This is a genomic window from Shimia sp. W99 (assembly GCF_053851455.3).
On record NZ_JBSQBU020000001.1, the window covers coordinates 752,963 to 774,603 of the forward strand.

General features: G+C 61.3%; 23 protein-coding genes. 9 read left to right on the top strand and 14 right to left on the bottom strand.

What is annotated here, in order from left to right; all coding sequences use genetic code 11:
- Positions 1 to 100: 100 nt before the first annotated feature.
- Positions 101 to 982: a sulfurtransferase gene (locus tag ACS3QZ_RS03675; RefSeq protein WP_456036619.1), complete on the top strand. Its 882-nt coding sequence runs from the start codon at positions 101 to 103 to the stop codon at positions 980 to 982.
- On the opposite strand, the gene ACS3QZ_RS03680 is transcribed toward ACS3QZ_RS03675, so the two are convergent.
- From ACS3QZ_RS03680 to guaA, 4 genes are all read right to left on the bottom strand, one after another.
- Positions 979 to 1,899, bottom strand: coding sequence for a DMT family transporter (locus tag ACS3QZ_RS03680; protein ID WP_456036620.1), 921 nt, complete (start codon positions 1,897 to 1,899; stop codon positions 979 to 981). The two genes, ACS3QZ_RS03675 and ACS3QZ_RS03680, sit on opposite strands and share 4 nt — an antisense overlap.
- A 54-nt stretch (positions 1,900 to 1,953) precedes the next feature.
- On the bottom strand, positions 1,954 to 2,811 hold the full coding sequence (locus ACS3QZ_RS03685) for a DMT family transporter (RefSeq protein ID WP_456036621.1): 858 nt from the start codon (positions 2,809 to 2,811) through the stop codon (positions 1,954 to 1,956).
- A gap of 9 nt (positions 2,812 to 2,820) precedes the next feature.
- A complete protein-coding gene (locus ACS3QZ_RS03690; protein WP_456036622.1) occupies positions 2,821 to 3,174 on the bottom strand; it encodes a hypothetical protein in 354 nt (117 codons plus the stop codon).
- A 153-nt stretch (positions 3,175 to 3,327) separates the two neighbouring features.
- Complete coding sequence (guaA, locus tag ACS3QZ_RS03695; protein WP_456036623.1) at positions 3,328 to 4,887, bottom strand: glutamine-hydrolyzing GMP synthase; 1,560 nt, start codon at positions 4,885 to 4,887, stop codon at positions 3,328 to 3,330.
- 257 nt (positions 4,888 to 5,144) lie between these two features.
- On the opposite strand from guaA, the gene ACS3QZ_RS03700 reads away from it, so the two are divergent.
- Positions 5,145 to 6,689, top strand: a complete 1,545-nt coding sequence (locus ACS3QZ_RS03700; RefSeq protein ID WP_456036624.1) for a trimethylamine methyltransferase family protein — start codon at positions 5,145 to 5,147, stop codon at positions 6,687 to 6,689.
- Between the two features lie 10 nt (positions 6,690 to 6,699).
- On the opposite strand, the gene ACS3QZ_RS03705 is transcribed toward ACS3QZ_RS03700, so the two are convergent.
- Positions 6,700 to 6,993: a DUF6477 family protein gene (locus ACS3QZ_RS03705; RefSeq protein ID WP_456036625.1), complete on the bottom strand. Its 294-nt coding sequence runs from the start codon at positions 6,991 to 6,993 to the stop codon at positions 6,700 to 6,702.
- A 244-nt stretch (positions 6,994 to 7,237) separates the two neighbouring features.
- On the opposite strand from ACS3QZ_RS03705, the gene ACS3QZ_RS03710 reads away from it, so the two are divergent.
- Positions 7,238 to 8,320: a DUF6456 domain-containing protein gene (locus ACS3QZ_RS03710; protein ID WP_456036626.1), complete on the top strand. Its 1,083-nt coding sequence runs from the start codon at positions 7,238 to 7,240 to the stop codon at positions 8,318 to 8,320.
- 56 nt (positions 8,321 to 8,376) lie between these two features.
- Here the strand turns inward: ACS3QZ_RS03710 and ACS3QZ_RS03715 are convergent, their stop codons facing one another.
- The gene (locus ACS3QZ_RS03715) at positions 8,377 to 8,925 is read right to left on the bottom strand and encodes a peroxiredoxin (RefSeq protein WP_456036627.1); all 549 of its coding nucleotides are present in this window, start codon (positions 8,923 to 8,925) and stop codon (positions 8,377 to 8,379) included.
- A gap of 211 nt (positions 8,926 to 9,136) precedes the next feature.
- Here ACS3QZ_RS03715 and lipA point away from each other — a divergent pair, with 211 nt between their 5' ends.
- Positions 9,137 to 10,087: a lipoyl synthase gene (gene lipA, locus ACS3QZ_RS03720; RefSeq protein ID WP_456036628.1), complete on the top strand. Its 951-nt coding sequence runs from the start codon at positions 9,137 to 9,139 to the stop codon at positions 10,085 to 10,087.
- Positions 10,088 to 10,103: 16 nt separating this feature from the next.
- Here the strand turns inward: lipA and ACS3QZ_RS03725 are convergent, their stop codons facing one another.
- The 4 genes from ACS3QZ_RS03725 to hpt all read right to left on the bottom strand — a co-directional run bounded on the left by ACS3QZ_RS03725 (position 10,104) and on the right by hpt (position 12,621).
- Positions 10,104 to 10,991, bottom strand: a complete 888-nt coding sequence (locus ACS3QZ_RS03725) for a c-type cytochrome (RefSeq protein WP_456036629.1) — start codon at positions 10,989 to 10,991, stop codon at positions 10,104 to 10,106.
- Positions 10,992 to 11,060: 69 nt separating this feature from the next.
- The gene (locus tag ACS3QZ_RS03730) at positions 11,061 to 11,528 is read right to left on the bottom strand and encodes a c-type cytochrome (RefSeq protein ID WP_456036630.1); all 468 of its coding nucleotides are present in this window, start codon (positions 11,526 to 11,528) and stop codon (positions 11,061 to 11,063) included.
- Positions 11,529 to 11,902: 374 nt separating this feature from the next.
- Positions 11,903 to 12,085: a hypothetical protein gene (locus ACS3QZ_RS03735; RefSeq protein ID WP_456036631.1), complete on the bottom strand. Its 183-nt coding sequence runs from the start codon at positions 12,083 to 12,085 to the stop codon at positions 11,903 to 11,905.
- On the bottom strand, positions 12,082 to 12,621 hold the full coding sequence (hpt, locus tag ACS3QZ_RS03740; RefSeq protein ID WP_093094080.1) for a hypoxanthine phosphoribosyltransferase: 540 nt from the start codon (positions 12,619 to 12,621) through the stop codon (positions 12,082 to 12,084). Before hpt ends, ACS3QZ_RS03735 begins: the two co-directional genes overlap by 4 nt.
- Positions 12,622 to 12,701: 80 nt before the next feature.
- On the opposite strand from hpt, the gene ACS3QZ_RS03745 reads away from it, so the two are divergent.
- A complete protein-coding gene (locus ACS3QZ_RS03745) occupies positions 12,702 to 13,145 on the top strand; it encodes a type II toxin-antitoxin system RatA family toxin (protein WP_456036632.1) in 444 nt (147 codons plus the stop codon).
- 19 nt (positions 13,146 to 13,164) lie between these two features.
- Positions 13,165 to 14,457 (top strand): MmgE/PrpD family protein, encoded by a 1,293-nt coding sequence (locus ACS3QZ_RS03750; RefSeq protein ID WP_456036633.1) that lies wholly within the window; start codon positions 13,165 to 13,167, stop codon positions 14,455 to 14,457.
- Positions 14,458 to 14,535: 78 nt separating this feature from the next.
- Here the strand turns inward: ACS3QZ_RS03750 and ACS3QZ_RS03755 are convergent, their stop codons facing one another.
- From ACS3QZ_RS03755 to ACS3QZ_RS03770, 4 genes are all read right to left on the bottom strand, one after another.
- The gene (locus ACS3QZ_RS03755) at positions 14,536 to 15,717 is read right to left on the bottom strand and encodes an ammonium transporter (RefSeq protein ID WP_456036634.1); all 1,182 of its coding nucleotides are present in this window, start codon (positions 15,715 to 15,717) and stop codon (positions 14,536 to 14,538) included.
- Positions 15,718 to 15,876: 159 nt separating this feature from the next.
- A complete protein-coding gene (locus ACS3QZ_RS03760; RefSeq protein ID WP_456036635.1) occupies positions 15,877 to 16,350 on the bottom strand; it encodes a CinA family protein in 474 nt (157 codons plus the stop codon).
- Positions 16,350 to 16,832 (bottom strand): phosphatidylglycerophosphatase A family protein, encoded by a 483-nt coding sequence (locus tag ACS3QZ_RS03765; RefSeq protein WP_456036636.1) that lies wholly within the window; start codon positions 16,830 to 16,832, stop codon positions 16,350 to 16,352. The genes ACS3QZ_RS03760 and ACS3QZ_RS03765 overlap by 1 nt, the downstream gene beginning before the upstream one ends.
- Complete coding sequence (locus ACS3QZ_RS03770) at positions 16,829 to 17,974, bottom strand: bifunctional 2-C-methyl-D-erythritol 4-phosphate cytidylyltransferase/2-C-methyl-D-erythritol 2,4-cyclodiphosphate synthase (protein ID WP_456036637.1); 1,146 nt, start codon at positions 17,972 to 17,974, stop codon at positions 16,829 to 16,831. The genes ACS3QZ_RS03765 and ACS3QZ_RS03770 overlap by 4 nt, the downstream gene beginning before the upstream one ends.
- A gap of 159 nt (positions 17,975 to 18,133) precedes the next feature.
- On the opposite strand from ACS3QZ_RS03770, the gene dusB reads away from it, so the two are divergent.
- Genes dusB through ACS3QZ_RS03785 form a run of 3 tightly spaced genes read left to right on the top strand, consistent with a single transcriptional unit; the run spans position 18,134 to position 21,581 of the window.
- Positions 18,134 to 19,135 carry a tRNA dihydrouridine synthase DusB gene (dusB, locus tag ACS3QZ_RS03775; RefSeq protein ID WP_456036638.1) on the top strand — a complete coding sequence of 334 codons (1,002 nt, stop codon included), beginning with the start codon at positions 18,134 to 18,136 and terminating at the stop codon, positions 19,133 to 19,135.
- Positions 19,132 to 20,217: a two-component system sensor histidine kinase NtrB gene (locus tag ACS3QZ_RS03780; protein ID WP_456036639.1), complete on the top strand. Its 1,086-nt coding sequence runs from the start codon at positions 19,132 to 19,134 to the stop codon at positions 20,215 to 20,217. The genes dusB and ACS3QZ_RS03780 overlap by 4 nt, the downstream gene beginning before the upstream one ends.
- On the top strand, positions 20,217 to 21,581 hold the full coding sequence (locus ACS3QZ_RS03785; RefSeq protein WP_456036640.1) for a response regulator: 1,365 nt from the start codon (positions 20,217 to 20,219) through the stop codon (positions 21,579 to 21,581). The genes ACS3QZ_RS03780 and ACS3QZ_RS03785 overlap by 1 nt, the downstream gene beginning before the upstream one ends.
- Positions 21,582 to 21,641 lie beyond the last annotated feature (60 nt).

The following is a 21,641-nucleotide window of genomic DNA, read 5'->3' on the forward strand; positions in this document are numbered from 1 at the left end:
GGTTTTACGTCGGTATAACGTCGGTATTGCGTCGGTATTGACCTCTGTTTGGTGAAAACGGGTGCAAAACGGTAAGGTGTTGGTAAGAGGAGGGACGCCCATGACCCATCACTGTTTCCGGTTCCCCGAGGCGGTTGTCGAAACCGACTGGCTCGCCGCGCATCTCTCGGACCCCGGGTTGAGGGTGTTTGACTGTACCACCTATCTTGAATTCACCCCCGAGGAAGGGCGGCCTTATGACGTGGTGAGCGGGCATCCGACCTATGTGGATGGCCATATTCCCGGAGCAGGATATCTTGATCTGCAGGGAGCGTTTTCGAATCCGGACGCACCGTTTGCCATGAGCTTGCCGAGCATCGAGGAGGCCGTGCGTGCCTTTGAGATGCATGGGGTTTCAGATGGCACGCGGGTCGTGCTTTTCAGCCGAACGACATTGCCTTGGGCGACACGGTTCTGGTGGATGTTGCGGTGGATCGGTTTTGACAACGCGGCGATCCTGAACGGTGGGTTCGCCAAATGGCAGGCCGAGGGGCGCCCGGTGGAAAAGGGCGAAAATCGCTATGCTGCTGGAATGATCACGCCCAGGCCACGGCCCGAAATTTTTGTCGGGAAGGAAGAGGTGCTGGCAGGGACAGATGCGGCGCAGACCTGTGTGGTCAACGCGCTCAGCCCGGACCTGCATTCCGGTGAGAATGACCGCTATGGGCGGGCGGGGCGCATTCCGGGGAGCGTGAACGTACCAGCGGCGTCCGTGGTGGAAGCGGAGAGCCAAATCCTGAAACCATATAGCGAGATCGCGGCGGCGTTCGAGGCGTCCGGGGCAAGTGGCGCAGCGCGTCAGATCACCTATTGCGGCGGCGGGATTTTTGCGACGCTGGATGCGTTCCTGTTGCACCAGTTGGGGTGCGAGGATGTGGCCGTTTATGACAATTCGATGAGCGAATGGGCCAATGACCGGTCGCTGCCGATGGAATCCGACTAGGCCGGTTTGGCAGAGAAGATGCGAAGAACCCGCCCGTCGATCACGGCGAGCCCGAGGGCGAGGAGCGCAAAGCCAATCAGGGCGCGGGGCGCGAGGGTTTCCCCCAGAACCAGCCAGCCAAGGCAGATGGCAAAGGGTGGGATCAGCAAGGTGACGAGCAAAAGATTACCCGACCCTGCGACGGCAAGCAGGCGGTAGTAGAGCAGGTAGGCGCCTGCAGTGGCGATCAGCGAAGCAAAGCCAATGGCGCCCCATGTGACGGGCATCAGGCTCAGGTCAAACGGGCCTTCGACGCTCCATGCCATGGGCAGGATCATCACACTTGAGGCGGTGAGCATCCCGGCGGCAGCGACCTGCGGAGACAGCCCCTTAAGCGTGGCGCGCGCCCATGCGCCGGCAAAGGCATACGACAGCGTGGCGGCGACGGCGGCCAGTTGGGCAAGGTTGCGCGGATCAAGACGGGTCAGGTTGGAGAGGCCGATGGCTGTGGCGACGCCGAGAAAGCCAAGCCCCACGCCAAGCGCCTTGCGGGCGCTGAGGCGCTCATCAGCAAAGAAGACCGCGGCGACCACGACTCCAAAGATGGCGGTCGTCGCGTTGAAGATAGACGCCAGACCGCTTTCGATGGAAAGCTGCGCCCAGTTCAGCAGCGCAAAGGGCAGGATGTTGTTGAGTAGACCCATGACCAGAAACGCGCCCCAGATGCGTGGATCACGTGGCACGGGCAGGCGGCGTATCAACACCACAGCCCAAAGCACCAAGGCCGCCCAGACCACGCGATGGGCCACAAGGGTGAGAACGCCAATCTCATTCAGGGCAAGGCGGTTGGCGAGGAACACGCCGCCCCAGATCAGGCCGAGCAGCAAGAGTTCGGCCCAGGCTGATGCGGAGAGGGATTTTTGCGTAATCGTGGTCATGGCGCGACACTATGCGTGCCAAAAGGCTGTCGCGACCCGGATCATGCGGTTTTGTCAGCGCCGGGTTTGTGACCAGATGTTGAGGTAGTTGCCGCCAAAGATCAGAAGCGCGCCGATGACCACGAAAAGGTCGACCGGTTCCTGGTAAAGCAGCATGCCGACAATCGCGATCAGAGGCAGGCGGATGAAGTCGATGGGCATGACCACGGTGGCCGGAGCGAGCCTGAGCGCGGTGGTGAGGCAGAAATGCGCCAGCAACCCGGCGCAGCCAATCAGCACCAGCCACGGCATAGAGGCGAGCGAGGGCAGGGTGATGTCCCCGTCATACCCGGCACAGATCAGACCAAAGACGGCCTGCATGACGGTGAGGTAAAAAAGGATGCAGGTAATGGTCTGCGTGCGTGTCAGCTTGCGGGTGAAAAGCGCCGACAGCGCAAAGCCGATGGCTGCAACCGCGGCGGTGAGCTGACCGATTTCGAAGGTTTCGGGTGTCGGTCGTGCCACGACGAGAATACCGATGAACCCGACCACGGCAGAGAGCGCCCCGACAGGCGTGATGCGTTCGCCAAGGATTAGTGGCGCGAGCATGATGGCCCAGAGCGGCGAGGTGAATTCGAGCGCGAAGACCTGTGCCAGGGGGATCACCGTAATCGAGTAGAACCAAAGGTTCTGCCCGGTGAAGTGGCTGATATTGCGAATGAAATGCAGGCCGAGATCGCGACGGTTGACCTCGGACAGGGTGCCCGTGAGTATCGCGACGCAGAGCACGATGGCGACGCCGACAAAGCTTCGGTACATCATGATTTCGAACGTATCGAGTTCGAAGCTGACGGCGCGACCGGCAATGGCCATCGAGGTAAAGGAAAGGATCGCGCCGCTCATCCAGAGTGCGGCCTTGAAAGTGTCGCTCATTGCCCTGTCCTATTCCGCAACGCCGCAGCAGCCGAAGCGTAACGGTTCGTTTGGATGATCGGTCAACAGGTAGTAGCGGAGCGGAAATCGGCCCGAGGGAATGTCGCAATGTGTTTCGTCAAAGATCAGGTGCGCCGGGGACCCGTTCAGGTGCGTTGTCCAGACCATGGGAAACCGGTCATGGGGTTGCCCTGGTGTGAGCGGGACGGAGACAGTTTCGCCGGAGATGTTTCGGATATGCAGGCGATGGCCGGAAACGGTCATGAACGAAAGCCCTGCGGCGTCTTCGCAGGCCAGCGGTGGCAGGGCGTGGCCTGTCGTGGCGCAGATCATTGCAATGACTGTCAACGGGGCGGTACGCATGATGGACCTCTTGTGTGCAGGCCCCTGTTTGGCCGAGCGGATGCCGGAATGCCAGTGCTTTCTGCACATGTGCAACCGCCGCGGGGAGGGCGCAAAAGACAAACGCCGCCCCGATGGGAGCGGCGTTTTCCGACGTGTTGCCGTGATCGGGGATCACTCCCACTCGATCGTGCCCGGAGGCTTCGAGGTCACGTCATAGGTCACGCGGTTGATGCCCTTGACCTCGTTGATGATCCGCGTGGCGGTTTCGCCAAGGAACTCGTGGGTGAAGGGGTAGTAGTCTGCGGTCATGCCGTCCACGGACGTCACGGCGCGCAGGGCGCAGGCATAGTCATAGGTGCGCCCGTCACCCATCACGCCCACGGTGCGCACCGGCAGGATGGCGACGAAGGCCTGCCAGATCTCGTCATAAAGTCCGTGCTTGCGGATCTGGTCGATATAGACCGCGTCAGCCTCGCGCAGGATGTCGAGTTTTTCGGTGGTGATTTCACCGGGGCAGCGAATGGCAAGGCCCGGTCCCGGGAAGGGGTGACGACCGATGAAGCTTTGCGGCAGGCCGAGTTCACGACCCAGCGCACGGACTTCATCTTTGAAGAGTTCGCGCAGGGGTTCGACCAGTTTGAGGCCCATCTTTTCGGGCAGGCCGCCGACATTGTGGTGCGATTTGATCGTCACCGACGGGCCGCCGGAGAAGGAAACCGATTCAATCACGTCCGGGTAGAGCGTGCCTTGTGCGAGGAATTCTGCACCTTCGATCGTGTCGGCGTGTTTCTGGAACACGTCGATGAACAGCTTGCCGATGATCTTGCGCTTGGTTTCGGGGTCGGACTGACCTTCCAGTTCGCCAAGGAAAAGGTCGCTCTCGTCGGCGTGGATCAGCTGAATGTTGTAGTTGTCGCGGAACATGCCGACGACTTCTTCGGCTTCATTCTTGCGCAACAGGCCGTGATCGACAAAGACGCAGGTGAGCTGATCGCCGATGGCTTCGTGGATCAGGATCGCGGCGACAGAAGAGTCGACGCCGCCCGAGAGGCCACAGATCACCTTCTTGTCGCCAACCTGTTCGCGGATCTTGGCGATCATCTCGTCGCGGTAGGCACCCATGGTCCAATCACCGGTGAACCCGGCGAGTTTCACGAAGTTCTCGTAAAGCTTGGCACCGTTCGGGGTGTGGTGCACCTCGGGGTGGAATTGGACGGCGTAGAAGTGGCGCGCGGTGTCGGCGGTGATGGCGAAGGGTGCGCCGGGAGAGGTGCCGAAGACCTCGAAACCGGGCGCGATGGCGCTGACGTGGTCGCCATGGCTCATCCAGACCTGTTCACGGCCCCCTTCGAACCAGCCATCCAGCAGGTCGAGCTTGCCCCTGGGTTCGACATAGGCGCGGCCGAACTCGGCGGTGCCGTGGCCGCTTTCGACCTTGCCGCCCAGTTGGGTCATCATGACCTGCTGACCATAGCAGATGCCGAGGATCGGCACGCCATAGTCGAAGATTTCCTGCGGGGCGCGCGGGCTGCCCTCGCGGGTGACGCTGTCGGGACCGCCCGAGAAAATGATCGCCTTTGGCGCCATTTCGCGGACCATGTCCATGGTGACGCTCTGGTAGGGGTGAATTTCGCAATAGACGTTCAGTTCACGCAGGCGGCGCGCAATGAGCTGCGTAACCTGGCTGCCGAAGTCGATGATCAGGAGGCGGGCGTGAGATGTGTCAGACATGAGCGCGGATTAGCGCCTGCGCAGGGTTTGCGCAAGCGTGTTTGCGCGCTGTGACAAGGGGAAGGGGGGCTGTCTGCCCCCCGGCCTGCAATGCAGGCGCTCCCCCCGAGGATATTTCCGGCAAAAGGAAGGGGAATGGGCGGAAATTTGCGGGGCGATGTCGCATTCTTGTTCCAATGGCCGCTAATTTGCCGTGACGCGGGTGAATTGCAGGCTAGATCAGGAGCAGGATAACGCTTCAGGCGCGAGGAATTGACATGGCAGAAGCAACGACACGTCGGCGGAGCCGCTCGGGTGGAGGGGCCGCACGTCGGGCCGAACGCACCACGCTCAAGATCGAGACCGCAAAATACATCGAACGCAACATTCCGCTGTTCGAGATCCTCAACGAGGAAGCGCTCGAGATCATCGAGGCCAATGCGGAATTGATTCTTGAAGAGGTTGGCGTGAATTTCGTCAACAATCCCGGGGCGCTGGAGCGCTGGCGCAATGCGGGTGCCGATGTCGAGGGCGAACGTGTGCGCATTCCGCGCGGCCTTGCGCGGGAGCTTTGCAAGACGGCGCCGTCGCGGATCACGCAGCACGCGCGCAACCCCGAGCGGACCGTCGAGATCGGTGGCAACACGCTAGTTTGCGCCCCGGTTTATGGCCCGCCCTTCGTCCGGGATGTGGATGGTGGTCGGCGCTATGCGACGATGGATGATTTCCAGAAATTCGTGAAGCTGGGCTACATGTCCAAGTGGTTGCACCATTCGGGTGGTACGGTTTGTGAGCCGACCGACGTGGCGGTGAACAAGCGTCACCTGGACATGTTGCTGGCGCACATGACCCTGTCGGACAAGCCGTTCATGGGCTCGGTCACTGAACCCAGCCGCGCGCAGGACAGCGTCGAGATGTGTGAAATCCTGTTCGGCAAGGAGTTCGTGCAGGAAAACACGGTGATGACCTCGCTTATCAACATCAACTCGCCCATGACCTTTGATGACGTCATGATGGGGGCGCTTGAGGTTTACGCGGCCAACAACCAGGCCTGTATCGTGTCGCCCTTTATCGTGGGTGGTGCCATGGCGCCGGTGTCGGTGGCAGGTACGCTGACGCAGGTCTTGGCTGAGGTGCTGGCGGGGATCGCCTATTCGCAGTTGATCCGCCCCGGTGCGCCGGTGATCTTTGGGGCCTTTGTGACCTCGATCGACATGAACTCGGGGGCGCCGACCTTTGGCACGCCGGAAGCGAGCCAGATCCTTTATGGGGCAGGGCAGCTGGCGCGTCGTCTTGGTTTGCCGTTCCGTTCGGGCGGGGGCTTGTGCGGCTCCAAGCTGCCGGATGCGCAGGCAGCCTATGAAACCGCACACACGCACAACGCGGCGCTGCTGGGCGGCGTGAACTTCATGCTGCATTCCTGTGGCTGGCTGGAAGGCGGGCTGGTGTCGAGTTTTGAGAAATTCGTGATGGACGCGGATCAGCTTGGCGTATTGCACCAGATGGCGCGCGGCGTGAGCCATGACGTGAACGCGCAGGCGCTGGACGCGATCCGCGAAGTGGGGCCGGGGGGGCATTACCTTGGCTGTGCGCACACGCAGGCGAACTTCAAAGAGGCGTTCTGGCGCTCTGAACTGCTTGACTATAAACCGTTCGAGACCTGGGAAGACGAGGGCGCGCGCGATACGCAGGCGCTGGCGTCGCTGCGGGTCGAGAAACTGTTGGCGGGCTATCAGAAACCCGCCATGGACCTAGGCGTGGAAGAGGCGCTCAACGCCTATGTCGCCGAGAAGAAGGCCTCGATGCCGGACAGCTTCATCTGATCCAACCGGCCTAGCAGGTGCCCTGCGAGGCCCGCAAGACGCGGGCTTCGCCCATCATGGCGATGAGAATGTCGACATGTTTGACCAATGAATAGGCGGCGTCGCTTGCTCGGCGCTGCCGGTTCAGGTCGTCTTCCAGTTCCATCAGACGCATCAGGGCCGCGCCGCTGCGCGGTAGAGGACCATAGCCCAGATGCCGCTTGAGGTGCTGTTCGCGCCGGTATTCGTTTGCGCCCGCGCGGGCCGCGCGGATCAGCAGGCGGGGGCGGTTCAGACTGTTGAGCATGGCGAGGATGTCTTTCATGGAATCACTCCTGTCTTGGATTGACCCTAGGATGCACAACCATAGCGGGTGTTGCCTGTAGTGCAGAACAGCGTACGCGGTCTTTCGGGAGCGTTCACGTTTTGGAAACAATACTGATCTCACGGCTCGAATGTTAACAGCTAGGTAAGAATTCAATTCTAAGTTGTGGAAAATTCGAGGGAAAACCTTGTGGGTAACTAGGGCACTTGTCCTGACCCGTACGGAGCAGAAGGAGAACGGTGGGATGCGTATGGAAAGCCGCAATGAAGATTTGCCTGCCTGGGTACCTGAGAGTGTTGCGCGGTACGTGGCGCATACCGAGGACGGGCTGTCGATCCGGGAACTGGCGCGGCGTGACGGATGCCATGCATCCACCATCCTGCGCCAGATCCGCAAGCTGGAATCCAAGCGGGATGATCCGCTGATCGATGCGGCCCTGGACCGGTTCCGTCGCGCGTCGGAACGGGACAGTCCGGCAAAACCGAAGGCACAGCAGGCGGTCCCAAGCGAAGACACGGTGATGCAGGAAGGGCGGCGTGTCCTGAGCCGCCTTTGCGAAACGGGTGCGGTGCTGGCCGTGGCGCGAGACATGGACAAGGCGGTGGTTGTGCGCGACCGGGGCGACGGAGGCTCGGCGCGGACGGCCGTGGTGGACAGGGACGTGGCACAGGCCATGGTCCTGAAGGACTGGATCAGCTGTTCGGCGCAGGGGCGCATCGCGCAATACACGATCACGGCAGCAGGGAAGGCGGCGCTGCAGCGCATGCTGGCCGAGGCGGAAAATGCCGCGCAGGGCTTTGCCGAGGCACAAAGCCCGTTTGCCGAGCAGCATCGCGCGTGGGGCGAGAAGACCGTGCGCGAGAAGGGACGCACGCGGCAGATGCGGTTCAACATGGCCGAGAGCCCGCTCACATCGCTGGCGCGGCGCAAGGACAAGGATGGCAAACCGTTCCTGAGCACCGATCTCGTGGCGGCGGGCGAACGGCTGCGCGAGGATTTCGAGCTGGCGCAGATGGGGCCACGTGTCGGGCAGAACTGGGAGCGGTTCCTGACCGGGGGCGAGCGCGGCGGGTATCGGCCCGACAGCGGCGTCGGATCCGGCCCCGATGGCGCGCGCGAGCGCGTGGCGAAGGCTCTGGAAGACCTTGGCGAGGGGCTGTCGGATGTGGCGCTGCGCTGTTGCTGTTTCCTGGAAGGGTTGGAAACCGCGGAAAAGCGGCTGGGTTGGTCGGCGCGTTCGGGCAAGATCGTGCTGCGGATTGCGCTGATGCGGCTGCGCGAACATTATCGCGGGCAGGCTGGGGGCGCCGGGGATTACATCGGTTGAAACAAAGAAACGGCCCGCAGGACATGCGGGCCGTTTCTTTTTGAAGCCGAAGCGGTTTACGCGGCGGTTTCCACGTTGGCTGCTTCGAGATACTTGAGCAGGTTCTCGGGCGAGCTTTCGCCGTAGGGGTCAGCGCCGTGGTTGTCTTCGAGGCCGGGCTCTTCGAACCATGCTTCGACCTTGCCATCGTTGATAATGGCGGCATAACGCCACGAGCGCAGGCCAAAGCCGAGGTTGTCTTTGCGCACCAGCATGCCGACTTTGCGGGTGAATTCGCCGGAGCCATCGGGGATCACTTTGACGTTCTTGACGCCCTGCGCTTCGGCCCATTTGTTCATCACGAAGCTGTCGTTGACGGACATGCAGTAGATGTCCTCGATGCCCAGTTCCTGGAACTTGGCAAAATTGTCCTCAAAGCCCGGAAGCTGGTAGGTTGAGCAGGTCGGGGTGAAGGCACCCGGCAGAGAGAACAGGATCACGCGCTTGCCCTTGAAGTAATCATCGCTGGTCACATCATGCCACCGGAACGGGTTCGGGCCGCCAACGGCTTCGTCACGCACGCGGGTTTTGAAAACGACATTGGGGACTTTTACGCCAACTTGCATCGGGTGATTCCTCTTTGATTTGATTGGTCCGGCGCGACTTATAACAATTCTAAACTAGGGCGCAATGCTGCATTTGCTAAGTATCTTTTTGCAGCTGCGAAGCGACCGGGAATTGTGCGAGACACATGGCTGGGTTGCGATTCTGGTACTAGCGGGAACCGTGCGCTATGGTATGCACTCAGGAATCCATGTTGCCCCGAGGTAAAGACCATTGCGTGACTTGAAACTGCCCGAACAGCGCCACCCGGAAAAAGCCCATCGTCCGGACAATGCCCAGCCGCGCAAACCCAAGTGGATTCGCGTCAAGGCGCCCACTGGGGAAGGTTATAACGCCACCAAGAAAATCATGCGTGACAACAAGCTGGTCACGGTTTGTGAGGAGGCGGGATGTCCGAATGCGGGCGAATGCTGGAGCGCGGGGCACGCGACCATGATGATCATGGGCGAGATTTGTACGCGCGGTTGTACCTTCTGCAACATCGCCACGGGCAAGCCCAACGCTCTGGACGCTTTCGAGCCGGGTCGCGTGGCGGATGCGGTGGCCAAGCTGGGGCTGAACCATGTGGTGATCACCTCGGTCGACCGGGATGACCTTGAAGATGGCGGGGCAGAGCATTTTGCCCAGACCATTCGCGCAGTGCGGCATCGTGCGCCCACGACCACGATCGAGATCCTGACGCCGGATTTCCTGAAATGTGCGCCCGAGGTTCTTGAGGTTGTTGTTGCGGCCAAGCCGGATGTGTTCAACCACAACCTTGAAACCGTGCCGGGGCTGTACCCACAGGTTCGCCCCGGTGCCCGCTATTTCCATTCGCTGCGCCTGTTGCAGCGGGTCAAGGAGATGGACCCGTCGATCTTTACCAAGTCTGGTATCATGGTGGGACTGGGCGAAGACAAGCAGGCCGTGCATCAGGTCATGGATGACATGCGCGCCGCCGATATCGACTTCCTAACCATTGGGCAGTATCTGCAGCCGACTCCGAAACACCACGGGGTGGATCGGTTTGTGACCCCGGAAGAGTTCGAAGGCTATGAAAAGGCCGCCTATGGCAAGGGATTCCTGATGGTGTCGGCAACGCCGCTTACCCGGTCATCCTATCACGCGGGGGATGATTTCGCGCGTTTGCGCGCCGCGCGTGAGGCGCAGTTGGCCAAGGGCTGAGAACTTCTGCCGAGGTCTATTGGCCCGCGGGCAGCGCTTTGAGATAGGCGGCAATCGCTTCGCGGTCGCTGGCGTCGAGTTTCGACAGGTTTTCAATGACATGGGCCATATGTCCCCCCGCACTGTCGTAGTCGGGGGTAAAGCCTGTTTCAAAGTAGTAGACCAGATCCTGTGCGGGCCAGTCGAGCTGTGCCGGGGTGATTCCTGGGATCTTGCCCTTGCCCGAAGGGTCGGGTGCGCCTGCCAGCCATTGGTCGAGATCGACATTGCCCAACGGGCCGCGGGGCGTGTGGCATTCACCGCAATGACCGAGCGCTTCGACAAGGTAGCGCCCGCGTTCGAGTTCTGGCGTGGCGGCTTGCGCGATCCAGTCATCGTTCAGGAACAGGAACTTCCAGCCCCCAAGTGAGAGGCGGATGTTGAACGGAAAGCCGATGTCATGCGGTTGGCTTGGCGTCGCATCGGCGGGCAGGGTCATTATGAAGGCGTGCAGATCGGTGATGTCCTGCAAAGTCGCGCGGCTGTAAGAGCTGTAGGGGAAGGCCGGGTAATAATGCGCGCCTTTGGGGGAGGTGCCGTGTTTCATCGCGTTGGCGAGGTCCAGCGCGCTCCAGTTGCCGATGCCGTGGGTTGCGTCGGGCGAAATATTGGGCGCGATGAATGTGCCAAAGGGCGAAGGGAAGCTCTGACCACCAGAGAGCACTGGCGCTCCTTCGGTTTCGGCATTGGGGGCCGTGTGACAGGACGCGCAGCCTGCGGCGTGGAACACGGTTTCACCGCGCGTTGCATTTGCGGTCAGTCCGTCAAGCGCGCCAGAGGGAAGGGTTTCAGGGCGGGTCAGGAACCAGAATGCCGCGAAACCGAGAAGGCCAAGCAGAAACAGGCGAACGATAAGGCGGCGCATGGGGGGCTCCTAAAGGCAAAAAGCACCGATGGCCGAGGCCATCGGTGCGGTCATTCATGTGTGTGCGGATCAGCTTTCCGGTTCACGATAGGGTTTGTGGCACCCGCTGCAGGACCCGCCAAGCGCGCCCATGGCGCCGCGCAGGCTATCGAGCCCACCACCAGCGGCCGCTTGCATGGCCATGGCGGCGTCGCCCATGGCCTTGCCCTTGGCCATCACGTCCGGGAAGTTGTCCCACATGTCGGGTTTGGCACGGGTGCCGTCGACGGACATGCTGTCGGACCCCCCGGGCCACATGGCGGACTGATCCATCTTGGTCAGCGTGACGAGATTGTTGGCCGCAGCCGATGCAACGGCAGCGTCATAGTCCATTTCGCCTTTGGCCATGGCGCCAAGCTGGCCGATATTGAAGGCATAGAGCTGCATCTGGGACTGGCGGGCCTTGATCGCGGCGTTGACATGGCCGTCTGCAAAAGCGGCGCCTGCGAGCAGGGCTAGAGTGGTCGCGGTGGCAAGAGTTTTCAGTCTGCGTTTCATGGGAACCTCCTGTGGCAAATTGATTGAAAAAAAGTCTATCCGGGTTGATGCAAAAACCTATCTATCACTTTTGTAGATTGAGCCTCAAAAAACGCACAGAGGTAAAAGGTCATATATTGCCACTTTGGGGGGATGGATGCATGCAAGGGAGGTTCGGGTGTGCGGCACGCGTTGGTGGCCGGTAGGTGCGAGTTCCCCGCAATGTTGCTTGTTGTATTAATTGTTTAAAAATAAGTGCTTAAATGGTGGCGCTGATGTGATCCTTGCTGTTCTCCAGCGATGCCGGGCGCATTGCGAATTGACGGGGATGACGCAGGAAGCCCATGCCGTGCGCCGGGATTCTGCGCGCTTTCACAATCGCGTGAGAAGGGGCTTCATCGGGTCATGCGCCCCTTTGGCGTGTTGCCGAGAGTCATCCAGTCGGGCCAGCCAAAGACCCTTTCGAAAGCAAAAACCACAAGGCAGATGGCAATGATCGCGAACACCAGTTTGACCCGCCGCTCGGAGGGCGGGTTGCGGGCCCAGCGGGCCATGCGCAAGAAATGGCGGATGTTCACTCGGTGAACCGCACCTTGCCGATAAAGGGCAGGTTGCGGTTGCGTTGGGCAAAGTCGATACCGTAGCCGACGACAAATTCGTCCGGGATCGAGAACCCGATCCAATCGGCGGCGATATCGGCCTCGCGACGCGAGGGTTTGTCGAGCAACGCAATGGTCTTGAGTTTTCGCGGATTGCGCGATTCCAAGAGGTGCATGACATGGGTCAGCGTGTGGCCCGTGTCCACGATGTCTTCGACAACCAGCACGTCACGGCCTTCAATTTCGCCGCGCAAATCCTTGAGAATACGGACTTCTCTCGAACTCTCCATGGAGTTTCCATACGAGGACGCTTCAAGGAAATCGACCTCGACCGGCAGGTCCAGTTCGCGCACGAGGTCGGCGATGAACACGAAGGACCCGCGCAAAAGCCCGACCACGACAAGCTTGTCGGTGCCTTCGTATTCGCGCGAAATCTCGTCGCAAAGCTCTTCGATCCGGGCGGCGATGGACTTGGCCGAGATCATTTGATCGATGACATATGGACGCTCTGGCATGAGACCCCCTTGATTTTCCCGCCGCAGAATACGAAATGGGCGCCCAGTGTCACGCGAAAACCCGAACGTCAGGGGGCGACATGCCGACCCACTCAGAAACCCGCACGCTGCCCTACACGGCGCAGCAGATGTATGATCTCGTCGCGGATGTGGCGTCTTATCCGAAATTCCTGCCATGGTGTGCGGCGGCGCGCATCCGCTCGCGCACGCCGGAAGGGGCCAGCGAAGTGATGCTGGCGGACCTCGTGATCTCGTTCAAGGTGTTCCGCGAACGGTTCGGGAGCCGCGTGGTGCTGTATCCCGAGATCAAGCATATCGACACGGAATACCTCGACGGGCCGTTCAAATACATGAAATCCACATGGGATTTCAAAGATGTGGATGGCGGCTGCGAGGTGGCGTTCTTTGTGGATTTCGAGTTCCGTAACCTGATTTTGCAAAAGGCAATCGGGTTGGTGTTCAATGAAGCGATGCATCGCATCGTGGCGGCGTTCGAGGCACGCGCGAAGGCGCTGCACGGCTGAAACTGTCCGGGAGGACGACATGATTACCGAGAAACTGGCCGCGTTCGTGGCGGGAACGAGCGCGGATGCCGTGCCGGGTGATACGTTGCAGATGCTGCGGCTGTCGATGCTCGACTGGGCGGCGGTGGGGATTTCCGGGGTGTCAGAGCCGGTCTCGCGGATAACGCGGGCCATGGCGATGGACGAAGCCGGTGCGGCTCAGGCGCATCTTTTTGGCGGGGGCCGGGTGCCAGCGCGGGCGGCGGCCCTGGTCAATGGGGCCACCAGCCATGCATTGGACTACGACGATACGCATTTTGCGCATATCGGCCATCCCAGCGTTGCGGTGATTCCGGCAGCTTTGGCCGTGGGAGAGGCCGTTGGGGCGTCAGGAGACGACGTGCAGTTGGCCGCGCTGATCGGTATTGAGGTGAGCATTCGCGTGGGAGTCTGGCTGGGGCGGGATCATTACCAGAGCGGGTTTCACCAGACGGGCACGGCGGGCGCCTTTGGCGCGGCGGCGGCGAGTGCGCGGCTTTTGGGGCTGGGTGAGGACGGGATTGCAGCGGCCTTGGGACTGGTTGCAACACGCGCGTCAGGGCTGAAATTTCAGTTCGGGACCATGGGTAAGCCGTACAATGCCGGGATCGCGGCGGCGAATGGCGTTGAAGCGGCGCAGTTGGTGGCGCGGGGCTTTGTGCCCAATTCCGGCGGACTTGAGGTGGCGCAGGGCTTTGGGGCGACCCATGCTGGCGAGGCCAATGCGCGGGCGCTTGATGGGCTGGGGCAGGACTGGGTGTTTGATCGGATCAGTCACAAGTTCCATGCCTGCTGTCACGGTCTGCACGCCACGCTTGAGGCGCTGGCGGCGATGAACCGCCCGGCGGCTTCGGATGTGGCGGCGGTAGAGATAACGACGCATCCGCGTTGGATGACGGTGTGCAACCAGCCAGATCCCGAAACCGGGCTGGGCGCCAAGTTTTCCTATCGCATGGTGACGGCCATGGCCTTGCTTGGGCATGATACGGCCGCATTGGACAGCTATTCGGATGCGCTTTGTGCAGAGCGGGAGGTTGTGGCGCTGCGTGAGAAAGTGTCGGTCACGGCGGATGAGACCCTGAGCGAGATGCAGGCGCGGGTCCGGATCACGCAGAAGGATGGCACCACCCATGACGGGTTTCATGATCTGGATGCGCCTGTGGCGCTGGCTGCGCGTGCAGAGCGGTTACAGGCCAAGGCAGCGGCGTTGATTGGCGCCGAGAGGGCCGGAAATCTGTTGGCATTGATCGAAGAGGCGGCGGCTCCGGGAGCGATCGGCGCAGCGCTGAAGTGATCGGCGCAAGATATTGATCTGGAAATGAAAAAAAGCGGCCCCATAGGGGCCGCTTTTTGGTTGAAGGTCTAGAGGCGCTTACGACACGATGTCGTAAGCGCGTTCGCCGTGGGCCGAGAGGTCGAGCCCGTTGACTTCGGTTTCGGCATCGACGCGCAGCGGAGTGATAGCAGAGCAGACTTTAATCAGGACAACGGTCACAACAGCGGTGAACACACCCACCACAGCAAGGCCGCCAAGCTGGGCCAACCACGTGCCCTGACCGAAAACCGCGATCATGATCGTGCCGAAGATACCACCGACACCGTGCACGGCGAAAACGTCCAGCGTGTCGTCGATCTTGAGCTTGTTGCGCACGAAGTTCACGGCCTCCTGACAGAGGATGCCTGCGACGGCACCGATGATCAGTGCTTCGACCGGGCCGACAAAGCCCGAGGCAGGGGTGATTGAGGCCAGACCCGCAATGGTGCCGGTCACAAGGCCCACCATCGAGGCTTTACCATACTTGATGCGTTCCCAGAGCGCCCATGTCAGCGAGGCGGTTGCCGCCGAGATATGGGTCACGGTCAGGGCCATGGCGGCGCCACCGTCGGCGGCAAGCTGCGAGCCGCCGTTGAAGCCGAACCAGCCAACCCAGAGCATCGCCGCGCCGATCATGACCATCCAAGGCGCATGCGGCGGGGTTGTGCGGTTCTTGCGTGGGCCAAGGAAGACGGCGATGATCAGGGCTGCGAGACCTGCGGTCTCATGCACGACGATACCGCCGGCAAAATCACGCACGCCGGTTTCGCCAAAGATGCCGCCATCGGCCAGCATGCCACCGCCCCAGATCCAGTGGACCACGGGGGCATAGCAGAGCAGCATCCAGAGGCCGGAGAACAGCAGCACGAAGCCAAAGCCGATGCGTTCGACATAGGCACCAACGATTAGCGCCGGGGTGATGATGGCAAAGGTCATCTGGAAGGCAAAGAACAGGACTTCGGGCAGGGTGCCCGAGAGGCTGTCGGCAGTGACGCCGCCGAGGAACATCTTGCCAAGGCCGCCCCAGAGACCCGAGCCGCCGTCACCAAAAGCGATCGTGTAGCCAAAGGCGAGCCAGAGCACGCTCATCAGGCAGGCGATGGCATAAGTTTGCATGAAAACGCTGAGCACGTTGCGTGCCCGCACAAGCCCGCCGTAAAACAGCGCCAGGCCCGGCAATGTCATGAACAGGACCAGGGCTGTCGCCACGATGATCCATGCGGTATCCGCTCCGTTCATTTCCCTTCCTTTCCGTGAGTATCGGGAGTTTTGGGGCCAAAAAGCGGATCAGCAGCGCAAAACAAAGAGGCAAGGCGCCGGGAGGGCGCCTTAATCATGGGCATTTTGTAAGCTGTCTAAAAATTGGGCGCTATATGCGGGGGCGCGCCCGAAATGGCATCACTTTGCGCAAATTGCATCGAGAAGAAGAGAGAGAGCGTGATTCCGTGCCGCTTCTCGCACCTTGTTGCGCCCCGGTGCGCCGAATTCGATGGTTTCGGTCGTGCAACCCTCGCGCGTCGCCAGCCCAAAGCAGACGCGGCCCTCGGGTTTGAATTCGGAACCTCCGGGTCCGGCGATACCCGTGATGGATACGGCGACATCCGCGTTGCTGTTGACCAGCGCGCCAAGCGCCATTTCACGTGCCACGTCTTCGGAGACCGCGCCGACAGCGGCAAGGGTGGACTCGCGCACGCCCAGCATCTCTGTCTTGGCGGTGTTGGTGTAGGTCACGAACCCGCGTTCGAACACGTCCGAAGAGCCGGGCACATCGGTCAGGGCAACCGCGACCATGCCCCCGGTGCAGCTTTCTGCGGTGGCGATGCGCAGACCCTTTTTGCGGGCCGCATCGAGGATGTTGTCGGCTTGTGTCATCAGATCAGGAAGATATGGTAGAGCGCCGCCGCGACCAAGGTCGCAACGCCCGCAAATACCCCGGCCCAGATATCGTCCAGCATGACGCCGTCAGCGTCGTGGCGCTGATCCGCGCGGCCCACAAGCCAGGGTTTCTTTATGTCGAACAGGCGGAAAAGCAGGAAGGCTGCGATCGGACCGGGCCAGACCATGGACATGTCGCGCATGTAAAAACCTGCGGCGGGGAACAGCATGGCGATCCACATGCCTGCGACTTCGTCGATCACGATTTCCGAGGGATCATCCCCCGGTTTGTCCCGCAGCTCGGTGCGACAGGCCCAGAACCCTGCGACAAGCGACATGATCGTGGCCACGACCAATGGCCAGAAGCCGAGGTAGCGCTCGATGCCCCAGCCAAGGATCAGGGCCGCCAGCGAGCCCCAAGTGCCCGGTGCCCAGGGGAGAAGGCCGACGCCGAAAAAGGTTGCAACCTGTCTGCTCATGATTTCACCAATGTTGCGGTGGCCAGCGCCGCAATCCCTTCTTCGCGGCCCGTGAAGCCCAATTTTTCAGATGTGGTCGCCTTGATGGAAATGCGGTCAGCATCAAGGCCCATGATCTCGGACATGCGGGCGGTCATGGCAGCGGCGTGAGGGCCGACCTTGGGGCGTTCGCAGATCAGGGTGCAGTCGATATTGGAGATGGCAAAGCCCATCTCTTTGGCCAGATTGACCGCGTGGCGCAGGAAAATGGCGCTGTCTGCGCCCTTCCATTCGGCTTCGGAGGGGGGGAAGTGGCGACCGATATCACCCTGCGCCAGCGCGCCGTAGATGGCGTCGGTCACCGCATGCATGCCGACATCCGCGTCGCTGTGCCCCTTGAGCGCCTTGTCATGCGGGATGTCCACGCCGCAAAGCGTGACGTGATCTCCGTCTTCAAAGGCGTGCACGTCAAAGCCGTTGCCCAATCGAATATCCATTCTGCCTCTCAGATGCGCGTCAAGCCGGGCGAAATCCTCCGGCGTGGTGATTTTCAGATTGCCCTCGTCGCCCGCCACGATGGCAACGTCAAGACCAGCGGCGCGTGCGACCTCGACATCATCTGCCGCGCCGCCCGGATGAGCCCGGTGCGCAGCAAGAATTGCATCATAGGCAAACCCCTGAGGGGTTTGGGCGCGGTACAGGTTTTCGCGGCTTTGGGTGCCGGACACTTTGCCATCGGAACCACGCCAGAGCGCGTCGGTGACCGGCAGGGCCGGAGCGGCGCCGACCGCGCCTTTCCGGAGCGCGTCCAGTACGGCGGTGATGGTTTGATCGGAGATCCCCGCGCGGGCGACATCGTGGATCAGCACATGGTTGAAGCCATGCCCCTGGAGGGCTTCGAGCCCAGCCTGAACCGAAGCGTCGCGCGTGGCGCCGCCATGCACAACCTCGATCTCCAGTCCGTCGGCAAAAGCGTGGTCGTCAGGATGAATGACCAGCACGATATGGTCGATGCCGGGATGGGCCTTAAAGCGCGTCAGGGTCCAGTCCGCCACGCGGCGTCCGGCCAATGGGCGCCATTGCTTTGGCAAGCCGCCCCCGGCGCGGGTGCCGCGCCCCGCGGCGACGATCACGGCGGCGGTTTTGAAATCACTGTTTGTCATGGGCCATGTCTAGAACCTGCAAGTCAGAGTGGCAATCGACCCCTTGCGCTTGCCCAAAAAATAGGCAAATGCGTAAATCCCCTACAAATCACTCAGCGGAAACATTGTTCTTGTTAAGTGAGTCGGGTAGCACGAAATCAATGCACAAGGATTAGGCATTTGACCGTTCAAGTCGCACATCTGTCATTTTCGCCCCCGGTTTTCCTGGCGCCCCTCGCCGGGATCACGGATCGGCCGTTCAGGGATCTGGTGTCCCGGTTTGGTGCCGGGCTGGTGGTCAGTGAGATGGTGGCCAGCCAGGAGATGGTGCAGGCCAAGCCCGGTGTGCGCGAGCGGGCGGAGCTGGGTTATGGCCGGGCCAATACCGCGGTGCAACTGGCGGGGCGCGAGGCGCATTGGATGGCCGAGGCTGCACGACAGGTCGAAGCCAACGGGGCCGCGCTCATTGACATCAACATGGGCTGCCCGGCCAAGAAAGTGACCAGCGCCAGCGGGGCCGGGGCAAGCGGATCGGCCCTGATGAAGGATCTGGATCACGCGCTGACCCTGATCGAGGCCGTGGTGGACGCGGTCGACATACCGGTGACGCTAAAGACGCGGCTGGGATGGGATGATGCGATGTTGAACGCGCCGGAGCTGGCGCGGCGGGCGGAAAACGCGGGTGTGCAGATGATCACGATCCACGGGCGCACACGGTGTCAGTTCTATAAGGGGCAGGCGGATTGGGAAGCGATTGCGGCGGTCAAGGATGTCGTGTCGGTGCCGGTCATTGCCAATGGCGACATCGTGTCGACCTCCGCCGCGCGTCAGGCGATGACTCAATCAGGGGCCGACGGGGTCATGGTGGGGCGGGGCGCGCAGGGGCGGCCATGGCTGCTGGCCCGGATCGCGGCTGACCTATTCGGCGCTCAGACGCCCGAGATACCGCAGGGGGACGCGCTGGTGGAGATGGTGAGCGATCACTATTGCGAGATGCTTGCGTTTTATGGAGATGAGCTTGGTGGGCGCGTCGCGCGCAAGCATCTGGGTTGGTACATGGATGATGCGTGCACCAATGCCAGATTGCGCCGGAAAATCCTGACCGAACGGGCCCCGGCCGAGGTGTTGCGGCTGTTGCCACGCGCCTTTGATCCCGAACAACAAGAAGAAGAGGCGGCATGAGCGCTGAAAACCCGATCTGGAACTCTTTGCCGGTTCCGGCGCTGATGGTGGATGCCTACGACACCATCACCGAGATCAACCCGGCTGCCGAGACATTTCTCAATGCATCGGCCAAGGCGATGCGGGGGCAGCCGATCTGGGACAAGGTGATGATCGACGCGCCGCTCGAAGAAGCATTCCGCCGCGCGCGAGAGCATGGCACCCCGCTTTTCGTGAACGATGCCGATGTCGGCACCGGGGACGGTCCCCCGGTGCAGTGCAATCTGCAGATCGCCCCGCTGGCGGATGTTCCGGGGCATATGCTGTTCCTGATTTCCTCACGCGAACTTGCCGGGCGCATGACGCGCAGTCACGGCGTCAAATCCTCGGCGCAATCGGCGATCGGGATGGCGGAAATGCTGGCGCATGAGATCAAGAACCCGCTTGCCGGGATCACCGGGGCGGCACAGCTCTTGTCGATGAACCTGTCTCCGGAAGACCTTGAGCTCACTGACCTGATAGTCGAGGAGAGCCGGCGGATCGTGAAGCTGTTGGAACAGGTCGAGCAGTTCGGTAATCTGTCACTGCCACAGAGAAAACCCGTGAACCTTCACGATGTCCTTGATCGTGCGCGCCGGTCGGCGCAGCTGGGATTTGGGGCGCATATGAAGATCATCGAGGATTACGACCCGTCGTTGCCATATGCCGAAGGGGATGCAGATCAGCTTTTGCAGGTGCTTCTGAACCTGCTGAAGAATGCCTCGGAAGCCTCTGAAGGAAATGGCACAATTCGGCTTCATACCTATTACGAACACTCGTTCCGGCTACGTCGGGCCGATGGCACAGGCCAGCCCTTGCCCCTGCAGGTCGAGGTGATTGATGACGGACCGGGGCTTCCTGCCGACATACAGGGCGACGTGTTCGATCCGTTTGTCTCTGGCCGGGAAAACGGCACCGGGCTGGGGCTCGCGCTGGTCAGCAAGATCATCTCGGACCATGGCGGGATGATTGCCGTGGACAGTGTGCCTGGGCGGACCGTGTTCCGCCTGTCTCTGCCACGAGCGGGAAATGAAACACTGAAGAAATACGAGGAGAGCCTCTGATGGATGGTACCGTTCTTGTCGCCGATGATGACCGCACAATCCGGACCGTGCTGACCCAGGCGCTGACCCGAGCCGGGTGCAAGGTGCATGCCACCTCTTCGCTGACGACGCTGATGCGCTGGGTGGGCGAGGGCAAGGGCGACGTGGTGATCACGGACGTGATGATGCCGGACGGCAATGGGCTCGAGATGCTGCCCAAGATTGCCGAGGACCGCCCGGGTCTTCCGGTGATCGTGATTTCGGCGCAGAACACGATCATGACGGCCATTCAGGCCGCCGAGGCCGAGGCCTATGATTACCTGCCCAAGCCGTTTGACCTGCCGGACCTTATGAAGCGCACCGGCAAGGCGCTTGAGCAGAAGCGGCGGGTACCAAGCCCCCAGAGCACCGACACCGAGCGCCCGGACGAGCTGCCACTGGTAGGGCGGACTGCGGCGATGCAGGCGCTCTACCGGCTGGTCGCGCGGGTGATGAACACCGATCTTCCGGTGCTGATCTCCGGGGAAAGTGGTACAGGTAAATCGTTGATTGCACGCGAAATTCACGACTTTTCGGATCGTCGCACATTGCCATTTGTGGTGGTGAATGCGGCAGATCTGACCGATCTTGAAGGGCCGGTGCGGGTGTTGGCCAAGGCCAAGGGCGGCACCATCCTGTTTGACGAGATCGGCGATATTGACGACGAGATTCAGGCGCGGATCGTGCGCATGATCGACAATCCGGGCGAACAAAACCCGCGTTTCATGGCGACAAGCCAGAGCAACCTTGGCGAGGCGATGGAAAAGGGCACTGTGCGCCAGGATCTATACTACCGACTGAACGGAGCGACGATCCATGTGCCCAGTCTGCGCGAGAGAGTCGATGACATCCCGTTACTGGTTGAGCATTTCCTGGCGCGTGCCGAACGCGATGGCGCGCCGATGCGTAGCTTTTCCAAGGAAGCGATGGAGATGTTTCGCGCCTATAGCTGGCCGGGCAATGTGCGCCAGTTGGAAAACGCTGTGCGTCGGCTTGTGCTGACCGCGCGGGCAGAAGAGATCACGCAGACCGAAGCCGAGGCCGTTATGGGCACCCAGCCGCAGGTCGGGCCGCTCTTGGGTGGCGAGGACACGGAAAAGCTTTCGGCGGCGGTGGCGCGGCATTTGCGGCGGTATTTTGATCTGCATGGCAACATGCTGCCGCCGGCGGGGCTTTATGCGCGAATCCTGCGTGAGATCGAATTGCCGCTGATCGAGATTGCCCTGGATGCGACGGGCGGCAATCAGGCGAAATGCGCAGATCTTCTGGGCATTAACCGGAATACGCTGCGTAAAAAAATCACTGATCTGGATATTCACGTGACACGACGCCGCAAGTTGATGTAAAACTGCCACATAAGCGTGGCGCAAAGGTCGCAGGCCTTGGGCAGACCACAAGATATGGCG